General features: G+C 70.0%; 22 protein-coding genes and 1 pseudogene. 10 read left to right on the forward strand and 13 right to left on the reverse strand.

From position 1 onward, the window contains the following. From ACGFIG_RS29295 to ACGFIG_RS29305, 3 genes are all read right to left on the reverse strand, one after another. Entirely contained in the window at positions 1–2,010 is a 2,010-nt protein-coding gene (locus tag ACGFIG_RS29295) for a hypothetical protein (protein WP_393008375.1), read from the reverse strand. A gap of 451 nt (positions 2,011–2,461) precedes the next feature. Then, the gene (locus ACGFIG_RS29300; protein ID WP_393008377.1) at positions 2,462–3,733 is read right to left on the reverse strand and encodes an MFS transporter; all 1,272 of its coding nucleotides are present in this window, start codon (positions 3,731–3,733) and stop codon (positions 2,462–2,464) included. A 730-nt stretch (positions 3,734–4,463) separates the two neighbouring features. Then, positions 4,464–5,012 (reverse strand): aspartyl/asparaginyl beta-hydroxylase domain-containing protein, encoded by a 549-nt coding sequence (locus ACGFIG_RS29305; RefSeq protein ID WP_393008379.1) that lies wholly within the window; start codon positions 5,010–5,012, stop codon positions 4,464–4,466. 174 nt (positions 5,013–5,186) lie between these two features. Here ACGFIG_RS29305 and ACGFIG_RS29310 point away from each other — a divergent pair, with 174 nt between their 5' ends. After that, positions 5,187–6,146 carry a sulfotransferase family protein gene (locus ACGFIG_RS29310; RefSeq protein ID WP_393008381.1) on the forward strand — a complete coding sequence of 320 codons (960 nt, stop codon included), beginning with the start codon at positions 5,187–5,189 and terminating at the stop codon, positions 6,144–6,146. 166 nt (positions 6,147–6,312) lie between these two features. Next, the gene (locus ACGFIG_RS29315) at positions 6,313–6,663 is read left to right on the forward strand and encodes a VOC family protein (RefSeq protein WP_393008383.1); all 351 of its coding nucleotides are present in this window, start codon (positions 6,313–6,315) and stop codon (positions 6,661–6,663) included. A gap of 85 nt (positions 6,664–6,748) precedes the next feature. Here ACGFIG_RS29315 and ACGFIG_RS29320 read toward each other — a convergent pair whose 3' ends face one another. Genes ACGFIG_RS29320 through ACGFIG_RS29330 form a run of 3 tightly spaced genes read right to left on the reverse strand, consistent with a single transcriptional unit; the run spans position 6,749 to position 8,698 of the window. Then, positions 6,749–7,402, reverse strand: a complete 654-nt coding sequence (locus ACGFIG_RS29320) for a response regulator (RefSeq protein ID WP_393008385.1) — start codon at positions 7,400–7,402, stop codon at positions 6,749–6,751. After that, entirely contained in the window at positions 7,399–8,544 is a 1,146-nt protein-coding gene (locus tag ACGFIG_RS29325) for a sensor histidine kinase (RefSeq protein ID WP_393008387.1), read from the reverse strand. The genes ACGFIG_RS29320 and ACGFIG_RS29325 overlap by 4 nt, the downstream gene beginning before the upstream one ends. 4 nt (positions 8,545–8,548) lie before the next feature. Beyond that, on the reverse strand, positions 8,549–8,698 hold the full coding sequence (locus ACGFIG_RS29330) for a hypothetical protein (RefSeq protein ID WP_393008389.1): 150 nt from the start codon (positions 8,696–8,698) through the stop codon (positions 8,549–8,551). 118 nt (positions 8,699–8,816) lie between these two features. Between ACGFIG_RS29330 and ACGFIG_RS29335 the strand changes: the two genes are divergently transcribed. Continuing rightward, positions 8,817–9,704 (forward strand): ABC transporter ATP-binding protein, encoded by an 888-nt coding sequence (locus ACGFIG_RS29335; protein ID WP_393008391.1) that lies wholly within the window; start codon positions 8,817–8,819, stop codon positions 9,702–9,704. Beyond that, complete coding sequence (locus tag ACGFIG_RS29340) at positions 9,701–10,672, forward strand: transmembrane transport protein (RefSeq protein ID WP_393008393.1); 972 nt, start codon at positions 9,701–9,703, stop codon at positions 10,670–10,672. The genes ACGFIG_RS29335 and ACGFIG_RS29340 overlap by 4 nt, the downstream gene beginning before the upstream one ends. Before the next feature lie 157 nt (positions 10,673–10,829). On the opposite strand, the gene ACGFIG_RS29345 is transcribed toward ACGFIG_RS29340, so the two are convergent. Next, positions 10,830–11,393: an ArsR/SmtB family transcription factor gene (locus tag ACGFIG_RS29345; RefSeq protein ID WP_393008395.1), complete on the reverse strand. Its 564-nt coding sequence runs from the start codon at positions 11,391–11,393 to the stop codon at positions 10,830–10,832. A 65-nt stretch (positions 11,394–11,458) separates the two neighbouring features. Here ACGFIG_RS29345 and ACGFIG_RS29350 point away from each other — a divergent pair, with 65 nt between their 5' ends. Then, positions 11,459–12,028 carry a dienelactone hydrolase family protein gene (locus tag ACGFIG_RS29350; protein WP_393008397.1) on the forward strand — a complete coding sequence of 190 codons (570 nt, stop codon included), beginning with the start codon at positions 11,459–11,461 and terminating at the stop codon, positions 12,026–12,028. A 157-nt stretch (positions 12,029–12,185) separates the two neighbouring features. On the opposite strand, the gene ACGFIG_RS29355 is transcribed toward ACGFIG_RS29350, so the two are convergent. The 3 genes from ACGFIG_RS29355 to ACGFIG_RS29365 all read right to left on the reverse strand — a co-directional run bounded on the left by ACGFIG_RS29355 (position 12,186) and on the right by ACGFIG_RS29365 (position 17,213). Next, the gene (locus ACGFIG_RS29355) at positions 12,186–15,167 is read right to left on the reverse strand and encodes a M20/M25/M40 family metallo-hydrolase (RefSeq protein ID WP_393008399.1); all 2,982 of its coding nucleotides are present in this window, start codon (positions 15,165–15,167) and stop codon (positions 12,186–12,188) included. Positions 15,168–15,390: 223 nt separating this feature from the next. Next, the gene (locus tag ACGFIG_RS29360; protein WP_393008401.1) at positions 15,391–16,380 is read right to left on the reverse strand and encodes an ABC transporter permease subunit; all 990 of its coding nucleotides are present in this window, start codon (positions 16,378–16,380) and stop codon (positions 15,391–15,393) included. Beyond that, a complete protein-coding gene (locus ACGFIG_RS29365; RefSeq protein WP_393008403.1) occupies positions 16,377–17,213 on the reverse strand; it encodes an ABC transporter ATP-binding protein in 837 nt (278 codons plus the stop codon). The genes ACGFIG_RS29360 and ACGFIG_RS29365 overlap by 4 nt, the downstream gene beginning before the upstream one ends. A 114-nt stretch (positions 17,214–17,327) precedes the next feature. Between ACGFIG_RS29365 and ACGFIG_RS29370 the strand changes: the two genes are divergently transcribed. Further along, positions 17,328–17,981 carry a response regulator transcription factor gene (locus tag ACGFIG_RS29370; protein WP_393008405.1) on the forward strand — a complete coding sequence of 218 codons (654 nt, stop codon included), beginning with the start codon at positions 17,328–17,330 and terminating at the stop codon, positions 17,979–17,981. A gap of 70 nt (positions 17,982–18,051) precedes the next feature. Continuing rightward, positions 18,052–19,110, forward strand: a complete 1,059-nt coding sequence (locus ACGFIG_RS29375) for a sensor histidine kinase (protein WP_393008407.1) — start codon at positions 18,052–18,054, stop codon at positions 19,108–19,110. Here ACGFIG_RS29375 and ACGFIG_RS29380 read toward each other — a convergent pair. After that, positions 19,088–19,327, reverse strand: coding sequence for a hypothetical protein (locus ACGFIG_RS29380; protein ID WP_393008409.1), 240 nt, complete (start codon positions 19,325–19,327; stop codon positions 19,088–19,090). The genes ACGFIG_RS29375 and ACGFIG_RS29380 overlap by 23 nt on opposite strands. 85 nt (positions 19,328–19,412) lie before the next feature. Between ACGFIG_RS29380 and ACGFIG_RS29385 the strand changes: the two genes are divergently transcribed. Together ACGFIG_RS29385 and ACGFIG_RS29390 are read left to right on the forward strand one after the other, a co-directional pair. Then, positions 19,413–19,871: a SigE family RNA polymerase sigma factor gene (locus ACGFIG_RS29385; protein ID WP_393008421.1), complete on the forward strand. Its 459-nt coding sequence runs from the start codon at positions 19,413–19,415 to the stop codon at positions 19,869–19,871. A 116-nt stretch (positions 19,872–19,987) separates the two neighbouring features. Next, positions 19,988–21,262 (forward strand): TolB family protein, encoded by a 1,275-nt coding sequence (locus ACGFIG_RS29390; RefSeq protein WP_393008411.1) that lies wholly within the window; start codon positions 19,988–19,990, stop codon positions 21,260–21,262. A 222-nt stretch (positions 21,263–21,484) separates the two neighbouring features. On the opposite strand, the gene ACGFIG_RS29395 is transcribed toward ACGFIG_RS29390, so the two are convergent. Together ACGFIG_RS29395 and ACGFIG_RS29400 are read right to left on the reverse strand one after the other, a co-directional pair. Then, positions 21,485–25,273, reverse strand: a complete 3,789-nt coding sequence (locus tag ACGFIG_RS29395; protein WP_393008413.1) for a S8 family serine peptidase — start codon at positions 25,271–25,273, stop codon at positions 21,485–21,487. Between the two features lie 218 nt (positions 25,274–25,491). Then, positions 25,492–25,758, reverse strand: a pseudogene (locus ACGFIG_RS29400) (transposase family protein); the annotation flags it as partial. Positions 25,759–25,962: 204 nt separating this feature from the next. Between ACGFIG_RS29400 and ACGFIG_RS29405 the strand changes: the two are divergent. Beyond that, positions 25,963–26,574: FAD-binding protein (locus ACGFIG_RS29405; RefSeq protein WP_393008415.1), on the forward strand; the 612-nt coding region annotated here is incomplete at its 3' end.

Genomic DNA, 26,574 nt, shown 5'->3' on the forward strand with positions numbered 1-26,574 from the left:
TCAGAACTGGATGCTGATGAGGCGGCGCCGGCCGCCGGTCATGGTCACCTTGGCGACCACAGAGCTGCGGACCGTGGAGCTGAAGCCGAGGCCGGACAGCTGATCCGGAGACGGCTCGCACTTGGTGCGGTCGCCGAGAACCTCGAACACCTTGCGGTGCGGTTGCAGGTCGCCGCGGAGGAACTCGTTGTAGATCCCCCGCGTCGGCTGGTCGTTCACGCACCCCTTCAGGATGAAGAAGTAGTGCCGGTTGCCGACCTCGTTGTCGTCGAAGTAGTTCGGCGAGTACATGATGGTGGACACCGGTACGAACTGTTCGGTGGTGATGCCCCACAACTCCCTGCCCGCACTGCCCGGCTGCACGTCCTTACCCGGCCGGAAAGCGGTGATCACCCCGCCGGCAACCGTCATCCGGCCCACCTCGACGGTCTCCTTGTGGCCGACCGCGCGCTCGTGGCTGTAATGCTCGATCTTCCCGTTGCTCTCGGTCTCGATCACGAAGCCGACCTGGGTGCTGTCCCGCTTGCGGTACTGGTTTACCTCGATCCGGTACTCACCGTCGGGGACACGGTCGGTCCAGGTGACGTTCTCCACCGGCTCGCGGGAGAGCGGCCCGCTGGCGTTCATGTCGACGTCCAGCTTGTTGCGCTTCTCCTGGTACCAGATGTGATCGCCGTTGGGTTCGTACACGTGCAGGTCCAGGTCGTCGTGGTTGAACCAGGACAGGCTCACCCGCAGCTTGCCGGTGACGTTGCCGCCGGCCCGCTTGACCTTCTCCCTGATCGAGTCGGTGACGTTGCCGCCGTACGACCAGCCGAAATCGTTGTCCCACTTGAACAACCGCGGTGCGGCCGGGTGCCGGCCGGTCGTGAGACTGACGAGGTGCGGCTCGTAGGTGTTGGCGACCCACAGGTCGATGGTGGTGGCGCCGGGCAGGATGTCCTTGATGAAGGAGACCACGGGAATCTCCTCCGGCTTCGCGTCGCGAAGGCGCGCACCTGCCGACTTCATGGTGGCCGCCTGCATGAGCAGCCCTTCGATGCCGTCCTTCATCCGTGCCTGTGTGTCGTTGTCGACCCACAGCACGTTGGTGACCGACACGTCGGACAGTCGGGCGAACCGTCGCTGCAACGACTCCTCGATGCCCAGCTCGTCAATGGTCTTCATGGCGGCCTTGACCATGGCCGGGGTGATCAACGCCGTGGGGCGCTGGTAATTCTGCGGCGCCACCTTCGCCTCGAACGACCGGACCGCCTGCTCCAGGTCGACGCCCGCGGAGAGATCCTGGACGAGGGTGCCGATCACCGTGTTGCGGAACCGGGCCGCCGGGTTCATGGCGTTGGCGAAGACGAAGGCACGTCGGTCGGTCGCCTGGGTCCACCGGTTCTGCAGCGAGCGGAACTCGGTCACCGCCCGGCGATGCTCCGCACCGCGGTAGAGGCCGTTGTCGTCGACGAGGTCGACGACGGTGTCCAGAGCGTGCCGGGTCAGCTCGGCCAGGCCACGCTGGAAGACCTGCACCGCGGCGTCAAAGCTGCTCTGTGCCGCGCCGACGTCCTCGGTGCGATGCCGCTTCTCCACTCGGCCGTGCAGGTGGTGCCACACCTCGACCTGGCCGTCGCGCAGCGTTCGGGTGGTCTTCGTCCCGTACTGCGCCTGAGTGGACCGGAAGATGGTGGACAACGGCAGCGAAAGAACGAACTCGTCCAGAGCGGCCGCGACGACGGAGAAGACCGGGTCGGATGCCGACACCCCGGACCAGACGGTACGGACCCGCCCGTCATGGATCTCGACGACGTTGCCGAAGTGCTTGATGAAACCGCGGCAGGTCGAGCAGTCGTACTCGGATCGCTCACGAAACCGCAGATTGGTGCCGGCGGGGAAGGAATCGAGAAAGGTGAGCCACAGTGAGTCCCGGTCGAGACCGTCGCCGACGGCGTACAACTCACCCCTGGACATCGTGGACAGACGCGAAGTCACATCCGTCACGAACTGCTGGAAATCGCCCACCGTTCCACCCCCCTTGATCGCCGGAGATCCTACGCAGCGAACGCCAATCGGAGGAACGCGTTTCCGGCTGTCCGCACGGTCACAGACGGGCGCCGGTGGCCGGCGGTCAGTCGACCGGAGCCCGTACGGCGGTGGGGTGCCGGGCCGGCGGTCAGCAGTTTCCGCCAGTTGACCCGGTGGCGCCGTTGAGTACATCCCGGCTCACGCTGTAGTTGCCTTCCCGGGCACCGACAGGCCTGGGTGGTCGAACAACTTCTCAGGCACGCCAGGCTCGCGCCGAGGGACCGTGCGAACGCGCGCTCGATCAGGTATTCGCGCGAGCCGCGATACGCACGGTCGGCTGGCCTGTGTCGCTCTGGCGCTGGACCAACCGGTCAGCTCGCGATGGCGGGGTCGTCGTCAGTCTGGGCTCCATCGGGTCGCGGTGATCGACGCCCGCGATGAATGCCGCTCAGGCATCGTCACCGGTTTTCGCCATCGCCGGTTCCGCTGTAGCCTCCGGTTCCGCTGCCGCCGGTCCGGGCCGGGTGGGTAGCAGCACGGCGGCGAGCACCGCGCTGGCCGCCAACACGCCGATCACGAGCCAGACCGTGGTGGTGAGGGGCAGGTGTTGTCCGGCGACGCTGCCCGCCGACGCGCCGACGACGGTCGCGGCCATCTCGGCGGCCGAGAAGGCGGATCCGACCCGACCGAGTTGGCGGTCCGGGGTCTGGCGTTGGACTTGGACCTGGACCAGCATCAGCAACGCGCCACCGGGCAGACCGGCCAGGGCGATGAAGACCAGCGCGGCGACGAAGTGGTGGATGAGGAAGAGCCCGGCGAAGCAGAGGGTGATCGCCGCCAGACAACCGGTGAACGACAGTCGGAGAAGCCCGCTGCGGGACAGTATGTTGCCGACGTATGCGCTGGCCAGGAAGCCGCCGCCGAGTGCCGCCATCAGAACGCCCACGTCGCTGGCGTCGCCGCCGAGGACGTCGAGGACGTACGGCACCAGAAGCACGTTCAGAGCGGCGTTGGCCAACAGGAAGAGGCTGGAGACGAGGAGCGTCGCGCGGAGTACGGAGTGCCTGAAGAGGAAGGCCAGGCCCTCCCGGGCCTGCTCCCAGAAGGCGGCCAGCCAGGAGGACTTGTCCGGCTGGCGCCCATTGTCGGCCACCCGCAGCGGGCCCATCCCGAAGATCAGCGCGGCTGAGAGCAGGTACGTCGCGGAGTCGATCAGCACCAGGCCGTCGAAACCCACGAGGGCGTAGAGCGCGCCGCCCAGGGGCGCGCCAGCGAGGCGGACGATGCCGCTCGCGACCGTGTTCCAGGCGTTCGCCGCTTCCAGGTCACCGCCCCGACCGACGATGGCGGGCACCGCCGCTCGGGCCGCGGGCTGAAAGAAGTGCCCGATCGCGCTCTCGAAGAACATCGCCGTGTAGAGCAGCCACAGCATGCCCGGATCGTCGACCACGAGCAGCGCCAGCACGATGACCATGCGCAGCAGGTCCGCCCCGACCATGACCGCGCGCCGGTCCCACCGGTCGGCCACCACCCCGGCCAGGGGCGCAAAGACGATCGCGGGCAGGGTCTGCGCGACGAAGGCGAAACCACTGCTGAGCGTCGACCCGGTCATCGTGTAGACGTAGACCGGCACCGCGACGATCATCAGCCAGTTGCCCAGGTTGGACAGTAACGTGCTGGTCCAGAGCAGGCCGAAACGCCGGTTCCCGATGAAGATCACCGCCCACCTTACGTCTCCGTGACCCGCCGCTGCTGCCCCACGTCGTTCGCGACGTCGGATGACACGCCATCTGGCGTGCCAGGCCGGTAGTGGGGTGGCGGTCAGGCTGTGGCGGTGGCGGAACTCGTTCGCGTTCGGCGGCTCCGTGACCAGGATGGGCAGCAACTGCTGAAGGATTACTCGTAGAGGTACCGGCTCTCCGATCCGACCACGGCGGGCGATGATCGCGCTCGCCTCGGCCGGCGGGAATACGGTGTCGGCAATCGCTCGTCTCGTTCAGGCCGACTAGGACACGATTGGGCAGGTCACCCACCGGTTCAACGAGATGGGGTTGGCCAGCCTGGACCCTCAGTGGGCGGGTGGCCGTCCCCGCCAGATCAACCCTGACGAGGAACAATTCATCGTCGAGACGGCCAGCACCCGCCCCGAAGCGCTGGGCAGCCGTTCACCCGGTGGAGCGTCCGCAAGCTCGCCGAGACCACCTGAGCTCGCATGCCACCCGCCGGCTCCGGATCGGGCGGGAACGGCTGCGGCAGATCCTGCACCGACACCGGATCACCTTCCAGAGAACCAAACGTGGAAGGAGTCCACCGACCCGCACCGGGACGCCAAACTCACCCGGATCCAGGACGTCAGCAGCCACTTCCCGCAGGGCAGCATCCGACGATCGGCAGGGTTCTCGGGAGAGCGGGATGAAGCAGGGCCGTGGAGATGCACGGGGATGTCTCGCTCATCCACCGCGTCGTACGAAGCCTGCCACCGAGGCCGGCAGTTCGTCCTGCGGCACGTCCTCATAGCCAGGACGGGCGAAGTCAAACAACAGCACCACGCGGTCGCTGGAACCGTAGTTCCACGCCTCATGCGTGACGGTGTCGTCGAAGACGAAGGTCTCACCTTCGCGCCACTGGCGGGTCTCGTCGCCCACTCGCAGTGCGCAGTCCTCCGGCACGACCAGCGCGAGATGCGCGCGGTAAACGGTCGTGACCCACCCCTGATGTGGCTTGATGTGGGTGCCGGGCGCCATCCGGGAAAACCCAGCGGTCGTCAGGTGAGGAACCCTCGTCAACGCGGCGGCCGTGTTCGGGCATGCTTCGAGCGCCTCATCGATCCGTTCCCCGAAGGCGACAAGCCCGTACACGCTCCAGCCCTGGCCGTACATCTCGCGTTGCACCCACGGCTGATAGGTCTCCCGCGGCAGGGCAAGGCACTCATCCCGGATGGCCTCCCACCGTGCCCGCAGATCGGCCAGGAAGGGAAACTTTCGCTGATCCACGAACATGAGAAGCCATGATGCACCAACGACCGGTGACGCGGACTACGGCGCAGCCCCGTGACGGTTGAGGGTGCCGTCCGACGCGCACGCGGCGCAGCGCGGCGGGCGCCGGTCCAGAGCAGCGGCTGAAGAGGATAAATGGCTTGCGCGGGCGACGCGGTGGGACTTTGACTGTTCGACATGCCCTCCCCCTCACCGATCTTCGTCGCGGGTACGGGTCGTTCGGGGACGTCACGGATCGCCGACATCATCGGCGAGCATCCGCTGATCCACCGGATTCCCATGGAGACCAGGTTTCTCGTCGACCCGGGTGGCCTGCGGGACCTGGCCGACGCACTCACCCATCGGTACGACCCCACCGTCGGTGAGGACGCCCTGCACCGGCTGAGCGACTTCCTCACCGTACGAGTGCCCGGCCGGCGCGACGATCGCGGCAAGACCGTTCCCGAGTTGGTCGGCGAGCAGCGCTACCGGGACGCGGTGCAACGACTCTGGCCGCAGTTGATCGCGGACACGTACGACGAACCCGCGCCCCCGGAAGGCTTCGGAAACGCCGACCGGCCCGCCGGACCGTTCGCGCCCATCAGCCGCCGGCGCATACTTCCCAGGTACTTCAGCGACCGGGGCGAACTGCTCGGAATCCTGCGAGGCCTGATCGACACCATGTTCGGCGGAGCAGCCGCCGACGCGGGCAAGCCGACCTGGTGCGAGAAGACGCCGTTCAACCTGCTGTGCATGGACTTCCTCTGGGAACTGGTCCCCGAAGCGACCATCGTGCACATCAAGCGTCACCCGGTCTCAGTGCTCGCGTCCCACCTGGCCCAGCCATGGGCACCGCCCACCGTCGAGGGCGCGCTCGCCTACCTCAAGCCGATCTACCACCGATGGCTCACCTGGAAGAACACGGCCGACCTGACCGGCAGGCGATACATCGAGGTGAGAGCCGAGGATCTCGCAGCCGACTGGCCCGGGCAGCGCCGCGCCCTGTTCGCACGGCTCGACGTCGACGACTTCGCCACCTCTTCAACGTTTCAGTCACACAAGCTGACGAACCGCAACGGCCAGTTCGACGAGGAAACCCGCGCGTTCATCGAAGAAGCGCTCGGCGAGGTCATCCCGGCCATGGGATACGAGTGGTGACTGCGCCGGCCAGCACCGCGTGCACCGCCACTGCAAGGGGTAACCTGGGCGCGGGACCCGTCCGAAGGCGATCAGGTCGACCCCCGTCAGGTTTCGCTGCCAGATCCGGTCTGTCTTCCAGTGCCCGGCACCGGTCGGGCTCGACACCGCGGCTGAGGAGACCGGCATGGCGGTAGGAGTGTTTGCGGGCATCCCGGTGCGCGACTACGACAGCGCCCTGGAGTGGTACAAGCGGCTGCTCGGTGCCGAACCGGCCTTCTATCCGAACGAGATCGAGGCGGTCTGGCAGTTGGCCGAGGATCGGTACGTGTACATCGTCCAGGATCCCGATCGGGCCGGCGGAGCTGTCAGCATGATCTGGGTCGACGACCCAGCCGCCGAGGTCGCGAGGATCTCCGAACGGGGCCTGGAGCCGGTCGACGTCGAGAAGCACGACTCGGTCTGGAAGTACGTCTTCCACGACAGCGACGGCAACGAGACCGGAATCGGCGGAGAGGTCTCGCCGACGACCGGATGACCAGAGGCCCCACGCCCGGCACGCCCGACCGCCCGCGCCCGCGACGTCGCCGCCCATCCACCCGATGCCGCCGCTTGATTGCCGTTCACGCGGTGTCGACGATCCGGTTCTCCCAGGCCCAGACGGCGATCTCGGTGCGGTTGCGGAGGCCGAGCTTCGTCTGGATGGTCGAGACGTGACTCTTGACCGTACTCAGGGAGATGAACAGTTCGGCCCCGATCTCCAGGTTGGTGCGGCCGCGCGCGATCTCCCGTACCACCTCGATCTCGCGGTCCGACAACGACGGCAACGACTTGCCGGAGGCTGGCGCCGGCGCGGTCAGGTGGCGTAGCAGCCGTACGGTGATCGATGGGGAGACGAGCGCGTCGCCGTTGTGGGCTGCGCGTACGGCCTCGACGAGCAGGGCCGGGCCGGCGTCCTTCAGGATGAATCCGGCCGCGCCGCCGCGCAGTGCCCCGTACACGTACTCGTCGAGGTCGAACGTGGTGACGACGATGACCCGCAGCGGGTTGGGCACAGCCGGCCCGGCCAGCGCCCGGGTCACCTCGAGACCGTCGAGCCGGGGCATCCGGATGTCCACCAGGCAGACGTCCGGGCGTAGCTGGCGGGCCCGGGCGATCGCGTCGACGCCGTCCGACGCTTCTGCGATGACGCTGATGTCCGGCTGGTCTTCGAGGATGAGCCGCAGGCCGCCACGGATCATGGCCTGGTCGTCGGCGATCAGGACGCGGATCGTCATCTGGATCGTCCATCCCGGAGGGGCAGGGTGGCCAGGACCGACCAGCCGGCATCGGGGCGGGGGCCGGCGTGCAGCGTACCGCCGAGGGTTTCGACGCGTTCACGCATGCCGATGAGTCCGTAGCCGCTGCGGTGCGCGGCGCGCGCGGGGCCCTGTGGCGCGTCGTCGGTCACCTCGACCGTGACGCCGGAGGGGTTCTGGTCGACGGTGACGGTGACGCCGTGGGCTCGCGGCGCGTGGCGGGCGACGTTCGTCAGCGCCTCCCGGACGATCCGGTACACGGTGCTGGTCACCTCCGGCGGCCAGGCCGCGCTCTCGTCGGGTGCCGACAGTCGCACGGGCGGGCCCTGCCGGCTGAAGCGCTCGACCAGTACGTCGAGCTGTTCCGGCCCGGCCGACGCCGGCGGCGCGTCCTCGGCGTCGCGGAGCAGCCCGACCACGCGGCGCATCGCGCGTAGCGCCTCGGTGCCGGCGGCTTCGATCCCGGTCAGCGGCTCGGCCACCTGCGCCGGGTTCTTGCGCGCGACGATGCGGGCGGCCTGCGCCTGGATCAGCATGCCGGTGATGTGGTGGGTCACCACGTCGTGCAGTTCCCGGGCCAGCTCCAGCCGCTCGTCCCGGCGTACCTTCTCGGCGGTGGCCGCCGCCCGGTCGTCCAGCAGGCGCAGCGCCAGCCCGACCGTGACCGCGCCGAGCCAGGCCGCGGCGTTCTGCGCCACGACCCCGGAGGAGCCCCCGGACTCCGGCCGGGCGGCCAGATAGGCGCCGCAGACCACGGCAAGCCCGCCGGCGGCGAGCGCACCGGCCGGAACGGGTGGCAGCGCGCGCACCGCCGACCCGACGAGCACGGCGAGCGCCAACGCCATCGCCGGTCCTGGTTCGGCCGGCAGGTGGAACACCCGGGCCGCCACGACGGCCAGTCCAGCGATCCCGAGGCCGGCGACAGCCGCCCACGCCCGGTGCCGCCGCCGCACCAGCGCCAGCGCACACACCGCGACGGCGGCCGTACCGCCGGCGAGCCAGTACCGAGCGCCCCAGGTCTGGGCGATCGCCACGGCTTCGATGCCGATCCCGGCGAGAAAGACCACGGCGAGCCCCACGGTGGCCGCGACCGCGAGCCGGTCCCAGATACGCACCCGCATCACGTTACGAGGAGCGCCGCGCGCAGGGTGATCCCGAGCGCCACCGCGAGCAGCCAGCGGCCAGGTTCAGGGTGGTCACCGCCGTGAGCCCGAGCCCGGTGACGAAGACCAGCCCGAGGATGGCGTTGATCGTCGTTCGGTGTGTCGTGTCCATGCCGAGGACGCTAGGCAGTCGCCGGCCCCCGCGAACCGGCCGAAAGTAGGGTCGTCCGCGTGCCCGCCCCTGCTTCGGACCGATGCCCGGGCCCGCCCGCCGTTCGCAGGATGAGCCCATGCGAACACCACTCGTCCTGCACGCCGAGCGGCTGACCAAACGGTACGGCCGCCGCCCGGCATTGACCGACTGTGACCTGAGGATCCCGCGCGGGCATGTCGTCGGGTTGGTCGGCCCGAACGGTGCCGGCAAGTCGACGCTGCTGCAACTGGCCTGCGGCCTGATCGGACCGACCTCGGGTACGTTGTCCGTCCTCGGGTCCAGGCCGGCGGCCAACGCGGCGCACCTGGCCCGGGTCGGCTTCGTCGCCCAGGACACCCCGGTGTACGCCTCGTTCAGCATCGCCGACCACCTGAAGATGGGTGCGTGGCTGAACCCGTCCTGGGACCCGGCGCTGGCCAAGCGGCGGATCGCGGAGGTCGGCCTGGACCCTGCGCAGAAGGCGGGCCGGCTGTCCGGCGGCCAACGCGCGCAGCTCGCGCTGGCCATCGCCGCTGCGAAACGACCCGAGCTGCTCATCTTCGACGAGCCCGCCGCCGCGCTGGATCCGCTGGCACGGATGGGCTTCATGCGCAGCCTCGTGGGGTTCGTAGGCGAACTCGGCGCCAGTGCCGTGCTCTCCTCACACCTGTTGAGCGACGTCGCGCAGGTCTGTGACTACCTCGTCGTGCTTTGCGCCTCGCGCATCCAGATCGCCGGTCCGGTCCGGGATCTGCTCGCCGCGCACCGCCGGATCGCCGTCGATCCGGCGAAGGTGCCGGCCACGTCGCCCACCGGGGACGAGATCATCTGGGCCGAGCACGGCCGCGCCCTGGTTCGGGGCGACGCGGCGGTACGGGCCGGGGGCGCCGAGACGGTCACGCTGGAGGAACTGGTCCTCGCCTACATGTCGCGGGCCGCCGGATCGGCTGCCGGGGCCAACGCGGGTACGGCGGTGTCGCGATGATCAGGATGAGCTTGCGGCAGTTCCGCGTCCAGGCGCTCGTCGGAGCGATCCTGCTGGTCCTGGCCGCCGGTTACCTGTTGCGCCTGGGCGGGGACATCCGTGCCGTCCGCGACACGTCCCAGCTCCCGAGCCAGTACACGCAGACGATGCTGTTCCTCGCCGCAGGTTTCGGCCTGGTGCCCGCGCTCATCGGCTCGTTCTGGGGAGCGCCGCTCATCGCCCGGGAGCTGGAGACCGGCACCCATCGGCTGGTGTGGAACCAGAGTGTGCCCCGCCGCCGCTGGCTGGCGGTCAAGTTGACTGTGCTCGGCCTTGCCAGCATGGCAGTCGCCGGCGCGCTGAGCGCGCTGATGACGTGGGCGGCGGGCCCGGTCGACCAGGTGACCGGCGATCGGTTCAGCGGCCTCCTGTTCGGGGCACGCGGCATCGCGCCCATCGGGTACGCCGTCTTCGGCGTCACGCTCGGCGCCGTCACCGGGCTGCTGGCACGCCGCACCCTGCCGGCGATGGCGGTGGTGTTCCTCGCCGTGATCGCTGTGCAGGTCGCCGTACCGAACCTGCTGCGACCGCACTACCTGCCCGCCGAGCGGGTCACCGTGGCGATGAGTGCCGACGCCATCAACCAGGCCCGATCGCTGGGCAGCATCACCGGCGGGCCGGTCATCGGAGGACTGGAGGTACGGGACGCCTGGGTCACGGACACCAGCAAGCTCCTGACATCCGACGGCCGGCAACTGTCCGACGCCGCCTTCAACGAGTGTCTCGACAACGCCCCGAAGACCGGCGCCACCGGGACGTTCGGCGACACCGCGGTATGTCTCGGCAAGCTCGACCTGCACGTGGACCTGCTTTCTCAACCCAACCAGCGATTCTGGCCCTTCCAATGGATCGAACTGGCGCTGTACCTCGGTATCAGCGCGCTGCTCGCGGCGGTCGGCCTGTGGCGCGTCCAGCGCCGAGCCAGCTAGCCCGCGCAGAGCCACTGGAGCCCGCTGGGGCGGCAGATCCGGGGACCCCACCGGTGGCCTGACTTGGTCTGCCGGCGGACCGGTCGTCAGTGACGACGGCAGCAGCCGGCTTGACCAGGTGTGCGACCAGGCCGTCCGCGATTCTCGGGCAGGTGCCTCACTGCCCGGTCGGCAGGGTCGGGTGGTCGGTGGGATAGATGCCGATCGCGAACCCGTACGTGGTTTCGCCGGACCTCGGCATCCGGTCGAACTCATCGACCAGTTGCGCCATCTGCTCCCAGAACTGAGCGGCCTGATCCTCCGAGATGCGCGCATGCCGGATGAAGCCCCAGAGCTTTCCCTGCTCGAACGCCGTCGCGGACTCGTGTGCGGCCACCTCGAAGTCGTTGAAGTCGCCCGGCAGCTGTCCCCCAGCGGGTGAGGGCTCCGCCGCCACGTAGAACATGCGCGCGGTGCGGCCGTAGAAGCGCTCCTCGACCGCCCGCACCTTCCGCGTACGCACCACCCGGAGCAGGCCGTTCCGGGTAAGCACGTCCACGTGGTGCGCGACCGTGCTCTTGGGGCGCTCGACGGCCTCCGCCAACTCGGTCACGGTCGCGGCCCGCTCGTGGAGGAGCTGGAGGATCACCGTACGGAGCGGGTGGCCGATGGCCTTCACCTGGTCCGGTCTGGTCAGCGCCATCCGATCGGCCAGCTCGTAGTCCGGAGGGTTGTCGGCCATGGCGCAACAGACTAGCATCGCGGAACGTTCCAAAAATTTCGACCGTTCGCTTGGAGTGCGATGCCGTGACCGACGTGCTGCTTTACCACCACATCCAAGGCCTGACCGACGGCGTCCGGAGCTTCGCCGACAGCCTGCGGCAGGCCGGGCACACCGTGCACACGCCGGACCTGTTCGACGGCCGGACGTTCAGCAGCATCGAGGAGGGGTTCGGATTCGCTCGAGAGCGGGGGCTCGACACGCTCCGGGAACGCGGCATCGCCGCGGCCGACGAACTCGGCCCCCGGCTCGTCTACGCCGGATTCTCCTTCGGCGTGACGATCGCCCAGCGACTCGCGCAGACCCGGCCCGGCGCCCGCGGGGCGCTCCTCATGGAGTCCTGCCTCCCGGTCACGGAGTTCGGGGTGGCGTGGCCCGAGGGCGTGCCGGTGCAGATCCACGGCAAGGAGGGCGACGAGTTCTTCGACGAGGACCTGCCGGCCGCACGCGAACTCGCCGGTTCCACGGCGAACGCCGAACTGTTCGTCTATCCGGGGAACCAGCACCTCTTCGCCGACTCCTCGCTCGACGCCTACGACCCGGAGGCGTCCGCGCTGCTCATGGAGCGGGTACGGGCGTTCCTCGCCTCCGTCTGACCGGCGTGGCCCGCAGGTGGACAACTGCCTCCGGTCACCCACGGGCTTGGCTGGTTCGAGCTGCGATGGCGCACAGACGGCGTGGAACCACTACCGACAGCAGTGGTTCCACGCCGTTGTCAATGTGCCGCACGTCCCGGCGGCCGCTGACCCCCGGTCACACAATGGAGATGGACCGCACCTGGGTGTTGCCCTTGGTGTCGACGTACACCTTGTAATCGCCGACGGTGTAGGTGCCGGCAGCGTTGTTGTCGATGGTGTACGTGGCCACCACCGGCGACTCGCTGCCATCGATGCGGGTCTGCTTCACCGTGATGGTCAACTCGTTCGTGTTGCCCTTCAGCTTCTTCACCACCGCCGACGGCTTCGCATCGACGACCGCGTTGGCGACCGTCACGTAGACCGCGTCGGGTGAGGAGAACTCCGCGTTCTTCTGCCCGTCACCGAACAGGAAGAAGCCCCGCTGTTCGATGGCCCCGCGCTCGGGGAACGGATCCGGGTTCGAGGCCAGGTACGTCGGATTGACCGTGTACAGGTCCGTCTTGGAATCCGCGAGGACGGCCTGCACCCCGGTGTACGGCGCATCGGTGATCGCGAGGTTGACCGACAGGTAGATGGCGTTGGGGTTGTTGGCCGAGATGCGCGAGGAGAAGTACTTGGCCGCACTCTGGCCCGCAGGAACGGCCAGCGGCACAACCTTGTCACCGACGAGCACGTTGAACTGGAAGTCGCCGTAGCCGCCGGCCACGAACTTCGCCCAGGCCGCGTCCGACATGTGGTCGGGGCGCTCCACCTTGAACTCCAGGCGCATCGGCGCCACGTACGTGGAGTTGAGGTACTCGGTGTCGGTCAGGGGCAGGTAGACCCCTCCCGGGGCGTGCCCCAGTGCGAAGGCCGCCGCGGTCGGGGTCGAGTTGCCGCGCCCGTTCCACATCGGGATGTTGAACGAGGTGGCGCCGAGCAGGGCCTGGTTGCCCAACTGGCTCGTGCCGACCGCGCCCGACGCGTCCTTGTAGGTACCGATCGTGACGTCGAGCAGGTCGAGGTCAGCCCGGTCGGCGTTCAGCCCCGGGATGTCTGCCCACATGAACTTGGCACCGGCGGGCCCGGAGTACCGGGCCATCTCCAGCATGCCATCCGCCATGATCTTGGTCATCTGCACCGCCGAGTCGACCTTCATCCGCTCGTTGGCCGTGTGCCACCAGCGCTCGTTACCCGGGATGACGGCGCCGAAGGCGGTCATCTTGTTGCGGAAATTGCTGGCCAGGGTGCCACCGGTCGTGCCCTGCGGATAGACCACGTCCCTGAGGGAATACGGATCCGCGAACTCCTCCGGGCTGCGGTTGATCGAGGCCTGGTAACTGCCGAACTGAAGAGCCGTCAGCGGGTTGTCGTGGGTGACGTACAACCCGGCGCCGATCGGCGAGCCGAGGTTGCCGAGGGTGAACCCCTGCGCCTGGAAGGCGGCCGTGACCGCCGCCGTTGCCTGGCCGGAGTCAGCGGCGTTGACATGCATGCTGCGCACGTACATCGGCATGCTGAGGACGCCGGAGGCGTCCGTGTAGAACCTCGTCGGGGTCTCCGAATTGATGCCACCCATGAGGGCGAAGGTCAGGTTCGGCGTGCCATTGCTCGGGTTGCGCAACAGACTCGCCGGGATGCCCATGTACTTGCCGATATAGGCTTCGCCTTCGACGCCGTCGCGGAAGAACAGATCGGCGATGCCGTCGGCGGCCTTCTTCAACTGCATGTCGGCGGCCGTGATTCCCACCTCGCCGAGCCCCTTGGAGAGGAGGAACATTCCCCACACGACGGCATTCTTGCCGTACTGCGGGGTCGGCATCTCCATCGCGACATCGGTGTTGATCTCCAGCGTGAGCGAGTCACCGGTGATCGTGGTCTGCACCTTGGGCGTGGTGCGGGGAGCGGCCGGGAGCCAACCCTTCGTGGTCGCGGCGGCGGTGATCGCCGACACGAATCGGTCGCGCTCGGCGGAGCCGGCTCCCGCCACGTCGAGGGTGAAGATGGCCCGCGAGGCGATCTGCGTGGTGCTGCCGTAGGCGATGTCCTTGAGCGTCGGGTCGCCTTCGCGCAGCGTGACGCCAGCTGTGGCATCCGTCAGCCGGAAGGCCTTGGTGCTGTCCGCGGACAGGCTCATCGACACCGGCGGGGTCACCGATCCGGAGTTGCCGACGATGACCGGGAACCGCGAGTCGGAGGTGTAGGCCGCGATCGGGATCTCCTCCCGATTCAGGTTCTTGTAGGCCCAGTTGTCGTAGAAGCTCGGGTTCGAGTTGTACGGGATCGACTGGAAGTTGGCGGTGTTCGTCGTCGAGGGCGTGCCGGGACCGCCGTCTTCGTAGATTCCCATGACGATGCGGATGCGTCGGTCAAGGGGCAACCCCGCCTTGAGCAGCGCCTTGGCCGCGAGCAGCGTCGCCAGCGTCGGGCCGCTGTCGTCCTGGAGGCCCGCCCCGTAGACCCAGCCGTCCTGGACATAGGGCGAGTGGTACGCACCAGGAGTGCCGAGGTTGCCGTCGGCGTCCCGCCACCGCGCCAGCTGGGCGGGCGAAACGGAAGCCGTCGGCGAGTCGAGGTGGCTCAACGCCATGACCATCTCCGGGGCGTCCGGGTCACCGATCTCCGCGTAGACGTACTTGTCGGGCTGGCGTTGGACGACCACCGGGAAACCCAGGTCGGTGGCCAGCTTGACCACCCAGGCGAGCTTGGCGACCTTGCGGTCGTACTCGTTCTGGTTGGCTGCGGTGTTGCTGACCGGGAAGGGGTACGCCGTCGCGGCCGTGCCGCCGCGGGAGATGGAGTCATAGCTCGACCCGTCCAGCATCGCACCGATCAGACTGAGCGGGTCGTACGTGCCGTCCCCCGCCCGCGCCTTGTTGACGCGTCCCGCCAACGCCTCGACTTCCGCGTGGATCGCGTCCCGCTCGGCGTCGGTGACCGACAGATCGTAGGTGACACTCGGCTGGAAGCGCTCCTCGCCCAAGCTGGCCGCGGACGCGTTGGGCGCGGGCGCAACCGTCGCCGCGAGGGTGGCGGCGGTCAGGACGGAGAAGATGGCCGTCCGTCTGTCTCTCATAGAAGCTCCAGAACAGGGGGGATGACACCGTGGCGACAGCACACGCTAGCCCTGCCGCCAGCGGCCGACGGGACGGGATTTCTTGAGCATGATCTGAGAAACGGCTGGGTGCCGTCAGCTCGGCCGCAGCCGGTGGCCCACCCCGCGTACCGTCTCCACCAGGCCGGCGTCGGCATACCATACGGGGCATGGATAGGCATTTCACCCAAGGTGCAACGCCCTCGCGGCTCGCCCTCACCGCCGGACCGTAGATGGCGCAGACACATCAGCTTGAGCGGTACCGGATCCACCAGAAGCCGAAGGCGGCCAGCAACAGGGTGACCCCGAGGTACGCCGAGAGCTCGATCCACTGGAACGGCCAGTAGCGGTCGGCCGGCTGGTAGGTGTAGCTGAAGTGCAGGTTCTGGCCGGCGATACAGGTGATGTTCTCGGCCGGCAGACCTTTCTGGCACGCCACTGCCTGCTGGTGGGTGTACGGGGTGCCGTCGGCGTTGACCACCTTGGCCTCGTCTGTCAGGGACCACGCGCCCGCCATGGTGTAGCCCACGATCGTGGCGCCACGGTCGTTCATGCCGAAGCCGTTCGCACGGCTCATCGCGTCCTCGTCGAACGCCACGGTGCTCGTCACCGGCGTCATGAGATGCTCGCGGACCACATTGGGCACGAAGAGCTGGACAACGGCGAACACCGCCAGGGTCATCGCCATGGCCAGCAGCGTGCGGCGCACGATGAGCCCGATGACGGCACCGAGGACGAACGCGAAGGCGGCGTAGCCGAGGGGGACAACGTTGCGGGAGGCGAAGTTCAGCGCACTGAAGCGGTCTCCGATGAACTGGTCGTAGCGGCTCGCGCTCCAGGTGAGCAGAAGGCTGAACAGGCCGGTGACCGCGACGCTGACGAGCGTGAGAAACACCAGCTTGGTCGCCAGCCAGCGGGTGCGGGTGACGCTCTGGTTCCACACCAGGCGGTCGGTCTTCTCCTCCAGCTCCCGCGTGATCAGGGGCGCGCCCCAGAAGACACCGATGAGGGCGGGAGCGGCGATGAGTAGCAGGCCGAGGACCGACAGCTGGCCGGTGTACGTGTCCTCGAACGTGTGCCGTGCGGTGATGCAGTCGCTGGGCTGGCAGCCCAGGACGTCGACGTAGTCGTCACGGATACGGAAGGCCAGGTACACGAGGTAGATCGCGACCGCGACCAGCGCGGCGGCGGCGACCAGGGCCTGGGTGCGGAACTGCCGCCAGGTCAGCCAGATCATGCGGCACCCCCGATCGACCCGACGGCGGCGCGGGTCATGTATGCCATGCCCAGGTCCTCGATGTCGACCGGCTGCGCGCCCGGCACCGCGACGTCGCAGCGCACGACGTCCTCGTGAATGCGCTCGGCGCTGGGCGGCAGGGCACCGGCCACCCGGTGGTGCACGGCCAGCAGGTCGGCGACGTCGCCGGCCAACTGGACCCGGCCCGCGGCCAGCACGATGAGGTGGTCGCAGACCTGTTCCAGGTCACCGAGCAGATGCGAGGACAGCACGACACTGACCCCGAGGTCGGCGACGAAGTCGAGCAGGTCGCGCAGGAACGCGCGGCGGGCCAACGGGTCCAGCGACGCGACCGGCTCGTCGAGGATGAGCAGCTCGGCGCGCTTGGCTGCGGCGATGGTCAGGGCAAGCTGGGCGCGCTGCCCGCCGGAGAGCCGGCCGGCCTTCTGCGCGGGGTCGAGGCCGAGCCGCTTGACCCGTCGCTCGGCGAGCGGCCGGTCCCAGCGGGGGTTGAGCCGGGCGCCGAGCCGCAGGTGGTCGGCGACAGACAGACCGTGGTAGACCGGTGCGTCCTGCGCGACGAACCCGACCCTGGACAACTGTGCGGCGCCAGCCCCCGGTCGGTCACCGAGTACTTCGATGCTGCCCGCCGTGGGGGCGACGATCCCGCAGGTCAGTCCAAGCAGCGTGGACTTCCCTGCGCCGTTGGGGCCGACCAGGCCGACGACCCGTCCGGCCGGCACGCGCAGGGTGCAGTCGGCCAGGGCGGTCGTGCGACCGTACCGTTTACCGAGCCCTCTGGCCTCGATGGCCGGTGTCGTTGCTGTCGCCACGGTGCGATCCCCTGTCTCGAGTAGATGTGGGGCCAGTTCTAGCCAGCCGGCGGTCACAGCACGGTCAGCGTGGCTGTGACCGCGCTGTGACGCCGGTGCGGATAACCTCGGCCGATGAGGGTGCTCGTGGTCGAGGATCAGGCGGCGCTCGCCGACTCGGTGGCGCGGGTGCTGCGTCGCGAGGGGATGGCGGTCGACGTCGCCTATGACGGTGCCGCCGCGTTGCAGCGCACCGCCGTGCTCGACTACGACGTCGTCGTGCTCGACCGCGACCTGCCCGGCGTGCACGGCGACCAGGTGTGCAGCGCGTTGGTGGCCCGGGAGTCGCTCAGCCGGGTGCTGATGCTGACCGCCTCGGGCACCGTCGCCGAGCGGGTCGAAGGGCTCGGGCTGGGCGCCGACGACTACCTGCCCAAACCGTTCGCCTACGCCGAACTCGTGGCCCGAATCCGCGCGCTCGGCCGGCGCTCCCACCCGGCCGCACCGCCGGTCCTCGTGCACGGCGACCTGCGGCTCGACCCGGCGCGGCGGATCGCCACCCGGGCCGGAGCGCGGCTGGCGCTGAGCCCGAAGGAGTTCGCCGCGCTCGAGCACCTGCTCACCGCCCAGGGCCGGGTGGTCTCCGCGGAGGAGCTTCTCGACCGGGTGTGGGACGAGGCCGCCGACCCGTTCACCACGACCGTCAAGGCGACCATCAACCGGCTACGGGCGAAGCTCGGCGACCCACCGCTGATCGTGACGGTCGCCCGCGCCGGTTACCGGATCTGACATGCGGGTCAACCGGCTCCGGTGGCGCCTCACGCTGCTGTACTGCGCGGCTTCGGTCGCATCCGGCGTCGTGCTACTGCTCATCATCATGGCGCTGTCCCGCAGCCTGCCACCAGCCGACGCACCCAGAGCGAGGTGCTGTCCCTGGTCGGGTACGCCGCAGGGCATCCCTGCCGAGCCGGGCCACCTGCCCGCCTCCGCGCGGGTCGAGCTCAGCGACTACCGGTCGGAAATCCTGGTCCTGCCAGGCATCGCGCTGGCCATCATGGCCGTGCTCTCGCTGGCGGCGGGCTGGGTGATCGCCGGCCGGATGCTGCGCCCTGTGCGTACGATGGCCGAGCGCCTGCAGCAGATCTCCGACCGCAACGTGCACGAGCGGCTCGCGGTGGCGGGCCCGCGCGACGAGTTCAAGGACCTCGCGGACACCGTCGACGGGCTGCTCGACCGGCTGGAGACCGCGCTCGACGGGCACAGGAGGTTCGTCGCCAACGCCGCACACGAGCTGCGCACGCCGCTGACCGTCGAGCACGCTCTGCTCGAGGAGCCGCTCATCGACCCGGACGCCACCGTCGAGGCGTACCGGGCCAGCTTCGAGCGCCTGATCGCGGCCAGCCGGGAACGAGGCCAGCTGCTGGAGTCGCTGCTGACACTGGCCGGCAGCGAGCACGGCCGAGGCCGGACGGAGCCGGTGGACCTCGCCGGGCTGGCCGAGCAGGCGGTACGCGACCGGGCGCTTGGCCTCGACCGACACGGGCTGCGGGTGAGAACGACGATCCGGCCGGCCAGAACGCTCGGCGATCCGACGCTGATCAGGCGCCTGGTGGCGAACCTGTGCGACAACGCGGTGCACTACAACGTTCCCGGCGGAATGGTCGAGGTGGCCACCCGCCTCACCGCCGGTCAGGCGCTCCTGACCGTCACGAACACGGGTCCGGTGGTGCCACCCGAGGAGGTGGACCGGCTGTTCGAGCCCTTCCAGCGTTTGCGACGGGTGGCTGACGACGCCCACCACGGGCTCGGCCTGTCGATCGTACGGGCGATCGCCGTCGCCCACGGCGCCGTGCTCACGGCCCACGCACGTCCCGGCGGTGGGCTCACTGTCGAGATCAGCTTCCCGGCCATGTCGTGACCTGTGGCGACGAACCGCCGCTGGAGAAGCTGATCAAGGTCACGGCGGCGGAGGCGATCGTTGCGAGGCCCACCACCAGGGCGCGGATGGACCAGGTGCGGTCGACTTCGTGGATGATCCATGGTTCGAGCCGACCTTGCTGAGCGGCGAGGATGCGACCAGCGCGGTGGTCGACGTGAACGGCGGTGCAGCGCCATCGCCGTGCCGCCTCAACCATCGCGGCGACGGGAGGCGTCTTACTTGGCGAGGGGGTGGGCATGACCGAGACGTTCCACGAGTTCGTGGCGCACCGCTGACCAGCGCTGTCCCGGACGGCCTATCTGCTCACCGGTGATCACCAGCTCGCCGAGGATCTGCTGCAGAGCGCGCTGGCCAGGACGTACCAGCACTGGCGGCGCATTCGCGACGGCGACCCGGATGCGTACGTGCGGCGGGTGATGTACCACCAGCAGGTTTCCTGGTGGCGGCGCCGCCGCCTCGCCGAACGGCTGGACCCGGAGCCCATCGACCGGCCCGGCGACGACCACTCCGATGCGACCGCCCTGCGGCTGACCGTGGCGGCCGCGCTGCGCCAGCTCACTCCGCGCCAACGCGCCGTGGTCGTGCTGCGGTTCTACGAGGACCTGACCGAGACGCAGGTCGCCGAGGTGCTGGGCTGCTCCGTCGGCACGGTGAAGCGGCACGGCCACGACGCGGTACGCCGGTTGCGCGTCATCGCCCCCGACCTGGTCGACCGTGCGGCGGAGAGGAGCACGCGATGACCGCCCGACTACGCGAGTCGCTGCACACTGCGGCGGCCGACGTTCCCGCGTACCCGGTCTACGAACGGGCGCTCGCCACCGCCCGCCGGTCCCGCCGCCGTACGGCGCTGGCGGCCATGGCGGCGCTGATGCTGGTCGCGCTGGCCGGGGCGGTGCTGCCGCTGGCGAGTATCCCCGCCGTCGACCCGGCAGCCGGCGTTGAGGCCGCGCTGCCCGACCGGGTCGGCGAGCCACCCCTTGGCAGCCTGTACGCCGACGATCGACCGCGTCTCGGTCCCGCCTCGGTGATCTTCACCGGTCAGGCCCCGCGTCTGACGTACGGCGACGAGGGCAGCATCATCGCGATCGTCGGTGCGGACGCCGACCGCTACCGGATCATCAAAGGCGAAATCGAGGCGCAGGCCGGCGAGGACACGGTCCTGTCTCCCGATGGTCGCCGCGTCGCCTTCCGCGCAGTCGGCCACCCACGTCCCCGAGTGGAAATCGTCGATCTGGTGACCGGGCGCAGCCGTACCGTGACCAGCGGCGTTGCCGGCACCGTCATGATCGAACCGGCGGGCTGGTCGCCGGACGGGCGTGCGCTGGTCGTCCGAGACACTGTGCCGGCCAACCCGGAGCGCAGCGCCTACCGGCAGGTGCTGAGCATCGTCTGGCTGGACGACGACCGCCGAACCCGGCTGGCCGACGATTACGAGGTACACGGGTCCTTGGTCGCATTCGCCCCGGACGGCGCACGGCTCGCCTTCCAAACCGGGCGGACGGTCACCGTCGCCGACCTCGACGGCCGGCGGCTCTCCTCGTTCGCTCTCGCGCCCGAAACGGAGTTGGCCGGCAAGGGCGCCTGGAGCACGGACGGCCGGTCGCTGACGGTCACCCGACGGGACGGCGCCAGCTGGAGCCTGCGGCGGATCGACCCGGCCACGGGGAGGGACCTCGGCGCGATCGACACGCCGGCCGTCTCCGGTGTGACCGCCATCCGGCTGCTGGGCTGGACGGCGGATGAGACTGGGTGGGTCGTCGCCTACCAGCCCGCACCCCACGCTCCGGCCGCGTTCGACGGGCCCCTCGAGATGGATCAGCGACTGGCGTACGGCAACGTCGGCACCGTACGGGTGCTCGCCCTCGATCGTGGCGCGGACGCTCCCACCACCCTGCTCACCGCCCCAATGGAGGTCGTCGCGATCGACGTTTCCGACGACGTGATCCGCAGCGGTCGCACCCGTGACGCAAGTCCGCCCCATGGCGTCGGCCCCCGATTCTGGTTCTGGACCATCCTCATCCCCGTCCTGGTGACTGGCATCGCGGCATATCGCTGTCGCAAGGGGCTGGCGCTCTGGCTCGACAACCGGCGTGTCAGGCGGACGCGCGGGCAGGGTGAGGGATCATCGTGATCGCAGAGGCCGGAGATCGAACGGCGCCCGGTACACCGGCCGCTCCGCTGATCGGCTTTCTCACCGCGTTCAAAAAGGAGAGGGTGTCGTCTCGTTGCAGGAGACGCTCGATCCGTCCGAGCCGGGCAGCCGGCGGCGTACTCCTGCACCCACACACGCCCCGCACCCAGGGTGGGCGGGGCCCGGGACGATGACCGTCCCGGGCCCCGCCACTCCGCCGCGTCAGCGCACGCCGTACGCCCGGATGATGGTCTGTTCGACGCCGTTGCCGTGCGCGTCGGTCAGGTCCACCTTCAGCGACACGTCGCGTCCGGCTGCCGCCGACTGGTCCACCGTGCCGACGAAGCCCGGCCCGGATGCCGCCACCGGGGCCTGCGTCCAGGTGGTGCCGTCGTCGAAGGACACCCACAGCTTCGCGTCGACGATGTCGCCCGCGTCGTAGTCGCGCTGGCCCACCCCGTCGAAGCGCACCGCGAACGCGGCGTCGGCGGGCGCGAGGTTGCGACTGTCGAGCGCGATGTCGTACGTCGGCACGACGATCGGCAGCGCCTGCAGCGCGTCGTCGGCCGGCCGCTCGGAGCGGAACCGGAACGTGGTGTCGGTGCGGTGGAACAGGTTCCAGTTCGGGTGGTAGGGCGGGCGCGGGTTGAACCGCATGGTCAGCACCCGCAGCTGGTAGTCGGCGTCCCCGTCCGGCACCGTGAACACGCCCGACGGCCAGGCCAACGCTTCGATCTGCTCGCCGTTCCGGGTCAGGATCGCCGCGCCCGTGTCACCGAACCCGCCACCCGTGCTGAAGTGGTCCGGTTCGGTGTCACCGAACGGGATCATGGCGACGCCGATCAGGTTGCCCTGGCGCTCGGAGATGCGCTCGGCCAAACCGTCAGCCCGGCGCGTGGCGACGGAGCGGACTGGCCCGCCGTACCACCGCTCGGTCCGCTGCGAACCCGCGGCGTAGGTGCGCGGGATGTCGAACATGACCTCGTCGAACACCGCCGCCCCGCCGACCATGTGCTGCCACTGCTGGTTCGCGGTGTAGTACACGGTGCGCTGGATGGGCGCGGTGAACGCCTCCGACAGCGTGGTGGACACGGTCGGGAAGTCCGGCCGGAACGCCCGCAGGTAGTCGATGACCGCCCGGTCGGTCCGCAGCGAGTTGATCTGCTCGTCGACCCGGCCGAGGTCCCGGTCACGCACGTGCAGCGGCACCTGCGGCTGGGTCTTACCCTCGGCGACAAACGCCAGGTGGTAGACGTACGGGCTGGCCGCGACGGCGTCCCAGGACAGCGTCACCGGGCCGGCCGCCAGGTCGGCACGCAGCGCCGCGGTCTCGGCCCCGCTCAGCGTCAGGCCGGGAATGGTGGCCGTCGACACCGCGAGCCACCGGCCCGGGGTGTCCTGGCCGAACAGCACCGCCTTGGCGCCGGCGGCTGCCGCTGCGGTCAGCGTCGTCGCCGAGTTGACCGCGTCGTGCACCAGCACGACCTTGCCGGCGACCCCGGCGGCTTCGATCTCGGCCCTGGTGCCCGCCCCGGCCGCGACCAGCGGCGCCGAGCCGGAGCCGTCGAGCTTCACCGAGGCCGTGCCCTGGATGAAATTGCCGACCATGTACTCGGGTGCCAGCGCGGTCCCGGTGGAGCTGCGCAGGCTCAGTTCGGGGGCGTACATGCGGTAGAAGGTGTCCAGCTCGAACTTGCCGGAGTGCACCGGTGCGGTCTGCCCGACGTACACCTCGTCGACGGACTTGCCGCCGCTGTACGACGCGGCCAGGTAGGCGGCGTCCCACCAGCGGGCGTACTGCAGAGTGGTGCTCTGCGCCTCCAACGGGCGCTCACCCTTGACCTGCTGGCGTACCGCGGTGCGCGCGTCGTAGGTGATCGTCATGTCAGTGGCGCTGTTGTTGATGACCAGGTCCGGGTCGCCCATGAAGGCGATCGACTTGACCAGGCCCTGTTCGCCGGTGGTGCCCTCGTCGAGGCTGGCGATCAGCGCGGCGATCGAGTAGCGGCCCTCCCGCAGGCGCAGCTGAGGGGCGGTGTCGAAGGTGCTGAACCGTTGGGCGGTGAGCCGGTCGATGTCGACGACGTCCACGAAGGAACCGGCGGTCGGTGCCTGGCCGCGTCGGTCGATCAGGTCCAGCGTGACGGTCACGGTGTGCGGCTCCAGCCAGGCGCCGACGGCGGTGGTGACGGTGGTGCCGTCGGCGGCGCGGGCGACCAGGCGGCCACCGATGGTGCCGTAGCCGGCGTCGCTCTGGCGCACCGAGGGGTCGAGCACGACCGGGACGTCGGCGGTGCCGCGGGCGGGCACGGTGACCTGGTCCACGCCGACGTTCAGCGTTCGCTTGGCCAGCGGTTGGCCGTCCTCGCCCGTGGCGCCCTCGATCGACAGCGCGAAAGTGACCGCGCTGTCGCCGGTGTTGGTCAGGGTGACCGTGGTGGTGGTCGGCTGCTGGTGCTGGTGCGGCCACGCGTACGAGCCGGCGTCGACGGTGCCGGGGCCGTACACGGTGGCGTTGATCGCGCGGTACGCGTCCACCACGCCGGCACCCTGGGCGTACACGCTGCCCTGCCCGCCCGGCTGGACGGACGACACCAGGACGTCCTTGCGCTGCTGCGCGCTCCACTTCGGGTGCCGCTGGCTCAGCAGCGCGGCGACACCGGCCACGTGCGGGGCGGCCATCGAGGTGCCGGACATCCGGACGTACGGGTTGCCGCCGGGGCTGCCCATGGCGGCGGCGAGCACGTCGACGCCGGGCGCCGCGATCTCGGGCTTGACCTTGTGCGAGCCGGTGACCGGGCCGCGGCTGGAGAACCCGGCGGTGGCACCGGCGGCGTCGACGGCGGCCACGGTCAGCGCGCCGTCCGCGCAGGCGGGCGAGCCGAGCGTGCGGGCGGCCGAGCCGGAGTTGCCGGCGGAGATCACGAACAGGGTGTGCGACTGCCGGGTCAGCTGCTGGGCGGTGACACCGAGCGGGTCGGTGCAGTCGGTGCCGATGCTGCCGCCGAGGCTCATGTTCACCACGTCGGCGCCGTTGTCGACGGCCCACTGCATGCCGGCGATGATCCAGGACTCCTGGCCCCTGCCCTCGCGGTTGAGGACCTTGCCGATGAGCAGGTCGGCGCCGGGAGCGACGCCCTTCTCGGCACCGCCGGACGCGGCACCGGTGCCGGCCACGGTGGAGGCGACGTGGGTGCCGTGCCCGTTACGGTCCACGGCGCCGCCGGTCTCGTCGGTGAAGTTCTTCTCGCCGACGACCTGCCCGGCGAGATCCGGGTGGTTGGCGTCGTAGCCGCTGTCGAGGACCGCGACGGTGGTGCCCGCGCCGTCCAGGCCGGCCTTCCACGCCTGCGGCGCGTTGATCTGCGCCGTGGTCTCGGCCATGGCGGCGGTCACCCGGCCGTCGAGCCAGAGCTTGCCGATGGCCGGGCCCTTCCCGTCGGTCAGGTCTCGCCACAGCTCGGCGGCCTTCTCCTTGGTGACGTCGAGCGCGACCGCGTCGGCGACCGGCAGGGACGCGGCGACGGTGGCGCCGTCGGGCGCCGCGGGCGCCTGGCGGGTGCGGCGCAGGCTGCCGCCGTACGTCGCGAGAACCGGCAGGATGGCGGTGGACCGGTCGTCGTAGCCCTGGCGGACCAGCCCGGTGACGTTGAACAGTTCCTCGTCGACCCGGCCGGCGGCGATGAGCGGCATGGCGGCGGCCGGGATGACGTAGAGGTCGTCGCGGAACGCCCGGGTGGTGTATCCATGGGCGTCGCCGCCGGGCCGGGGCAGCAGGGTGGCCCCCGGCTTGCCGTTCGGATCGGTGGTCAACACCGCGCGGTCACCCGTAATCAACGTGACCAAGGTGCCGTTCGCGGTGGGCTCGGTGCCGAGCAGCGACCGGCTCGGTGCGGCGCCGGACGAACCGGGCGCGGCGGCGGACGAACCGGGCGCGGCGAGCGTCGTCAAAGCGAGCGCGGCGGCGGCCGACAGAACGACGGCGCGCCGTCGTCGCGACAGAACAGGCATGGCGGGGATGGATCCTTCCACTGGTACGCAAGGCGTCGCGACGCATCGTCGCAGCGTGCGCCCCAGCTGAGCGGCTTCCGAGCTGGCGGAGTTGCGCCACGGCGGTAACTCGACAGCGACCGCCCGCCCACAACGACGACACCGAGTTTCGATCCGATGGCTGTCGGCAACGGGTGGTGGGGCGGCCGGTCGTGGACAGGGAACGACACCGCTTCGTGGAGTGGCGACGCCGACACGATCGCGTGACCGGCGGAGTGCGACACCCCGAACAGCGGGCCGATCAGCCGCATGGCCAGGTTCGTGTGCCGGTACGCGGCCACCAGGAACACCCGGTCGGCGAGGTCGAGGGACCACTGCCGACCCGGCCGACGGTCGGCGATGGCGTCACCGCCACGCTCGGCGACCAGCCTGACGAGGCGGCGGAACCGGGCGGGCTGCAGCCCGGCGCCCGGGAAGATCCGCTCCGGGCGGGCCGTCAGGATCACCTACACCCCGACATGATCCCCAATGGACGAACCGCCGAGTGCCAAGTACGCCGACGCGGTCACCTGGCTCGACGTAACCCCGCTGATATGGGAACGGCCCGCCTTGGGTGCCGTACCCGCGAGGACGTGCGGACCTCGGCAGCGCGACGACTACCCTGGCCGTCGGCGGGTAAGCCGCCCGACCGGCCGGGGGGAGGAGGCGACGTGGGGCGCGGGTTCGTGAACTGGTCCGGCAGCCTGTCGTTCATCCCCGCCGAGTACGCCGAGCCCGCCGACGAGGACGAGGTGCGGGCGCTGGTGTGCCGCGCCCGCGAGAGCGGCGCCACCCTGCGCCCGGTGGGCTCCGGGCACTCGTCGAGCCCGTTGGTGCGCACCGACGGGATCCTCGCCAGCCTCGACCGCCTCGCCGGGGTGATCGCCGACGACGGGCAGCTCGCCACGGTCCACGCCGGCACGAAGCTCAGGGCGCTCGGCGAGGGTCTGTACGACGCCGGCCTGGCGATGGACAACCTCGGGGACGTCGACTATCAGTCGATCGCCGGCGCGACCGCCACCGGCACCCACGGCACGGGTCTCGGCTTCGGCAACCTCTCCACCCAGGTCGCCGGCGTCCGGCTGGTCACCGGCACCGGTGAGACGCTGGACGTCGACGCCGAGCACAACCCGGAACTCCTGCCGGCCGCCCGGCTCTCACTGGGCGCCCTCGGTGTGCTCACCCGGGTCACGCTGGCCGTGCAGCCCCGCTACCAGCTGCACCGCCGGTCCTGGTGCGCGCCCGTCGACTGGACCCTGGACCACCTGGCCGAGTTGCAGCAC

It is taken from the genome of Micromonospora sp. NPDC049048, assembly GCF_043197615.1.
In the GTDB taxonomy this organism is placed as follows: Bacteria; Actinomycetota; Actinomycetes; order Mycobacteriales; family Micromonosporaceae; genus Micromonospora.

Bases quoted from the DNA above. Each gene is read 5' to 3' on its own strand.
- ACGFIG_RS29305 (WP_393008379.1), bottom strand. From the start codon at position 5,012: ATGTTCGTGGATCAGCGAAAGTTTCCCTTCCTGGCCGATCTGCGGGCA.
- ACGFIG_RS29310 (WP_393008381.1), top strand. From the start codon at position 5,187: ATGCCCTCCCCCTCACCGATCTTCGTCGCGGGTACGGGTCGTTCGGGG.
- ACGFIG_RS29315 (WP_393008383.1), top strand. From the start codon at position 6,313: ATGGCGGTAGGAGTGTTTGCGGGCATCCCGGTGCGCGACTACGACAGC.
- ACGFIG_RS29320 (WP_393008385.1), bottom strand. From the start codon at position 7,402: ATGACGATCCGCGTCCTGATCGCCGACGACCAGGCCATGATCCGTGGC.
- ACGFIG_RS29325 (WP_393008387.1), bottom strand. From the start codon at position 8,544: ATGCGGGTGCGTATCTGGGACCGGCTCGCGGTCGCGGCCACCGTGGGG.
- ACGFIG_RS29330 (WP_393008389.1), bottom strand. From the start codon at position 8,698: ATGGACACGACACACCGAACGACGATCAACGCCATCCTCGGGCTGGTC.
- ACGFIG_RS29335 (WP_393008391.1), top strand. From the start codon at position 8,817: ATGCGAACACCACTCGTCCTGCACGCCGAGCGGCTGACCAAACGGTAC.
- ACGFIG_RS29340 (WP_393008393.1), top strand. From the start codon at position 9,701: ATGATCAGGATGAGCTTGCGGCAGTTCCGCGTCCAGGCGCTCGTCGGA.
- ACGFIG_RS29345 (WP_393008395.1), bottom strand. From the start codon at position 11,393: ATGGCCGACAACCCTCCGGACTACGAGCTGGCCGATCGGATGGCGCTG.
- ACGFIG_RS29360 (WP_393008401.1), bottom strand. From the start codon at position 16,380: ATGATCTGGCTGACCTGGCGGCAGTTCCGCACCCAGGCCCTGGTCGCC.
- ACGFIG_RS29370 (WP_393008405.1), top strand. From the start codon at position 17,328: ATGAGGGTGCTCGTGGTCGAGGATCAGGCGGCGCTCGCCGACTCGGTG.
- ACGFIG_RS29380 (WP_393008409.1), bottom strand. From the start codon at position 19,327: ATGGTTGAGGCGGCACGGCGATGGCGCTGCACCGCCGTTCACGTCGAC.
- ACGFIG_RS29390 (WP_393008411.1), top strand. From the start codon at position 19,988: ATGGCGGCGCTGATGCTGGTCGCGCTGGCCGGGGCGGTGCTGCCGCTG.
- ACGFIG_RS29395 (WP_393008413.1), bottom strand. From the start codon at position 25,273: ATGCCTGTTCTGTCGCGACGACGGCGCGCCGTCGTTCTGTCGGCCGCC.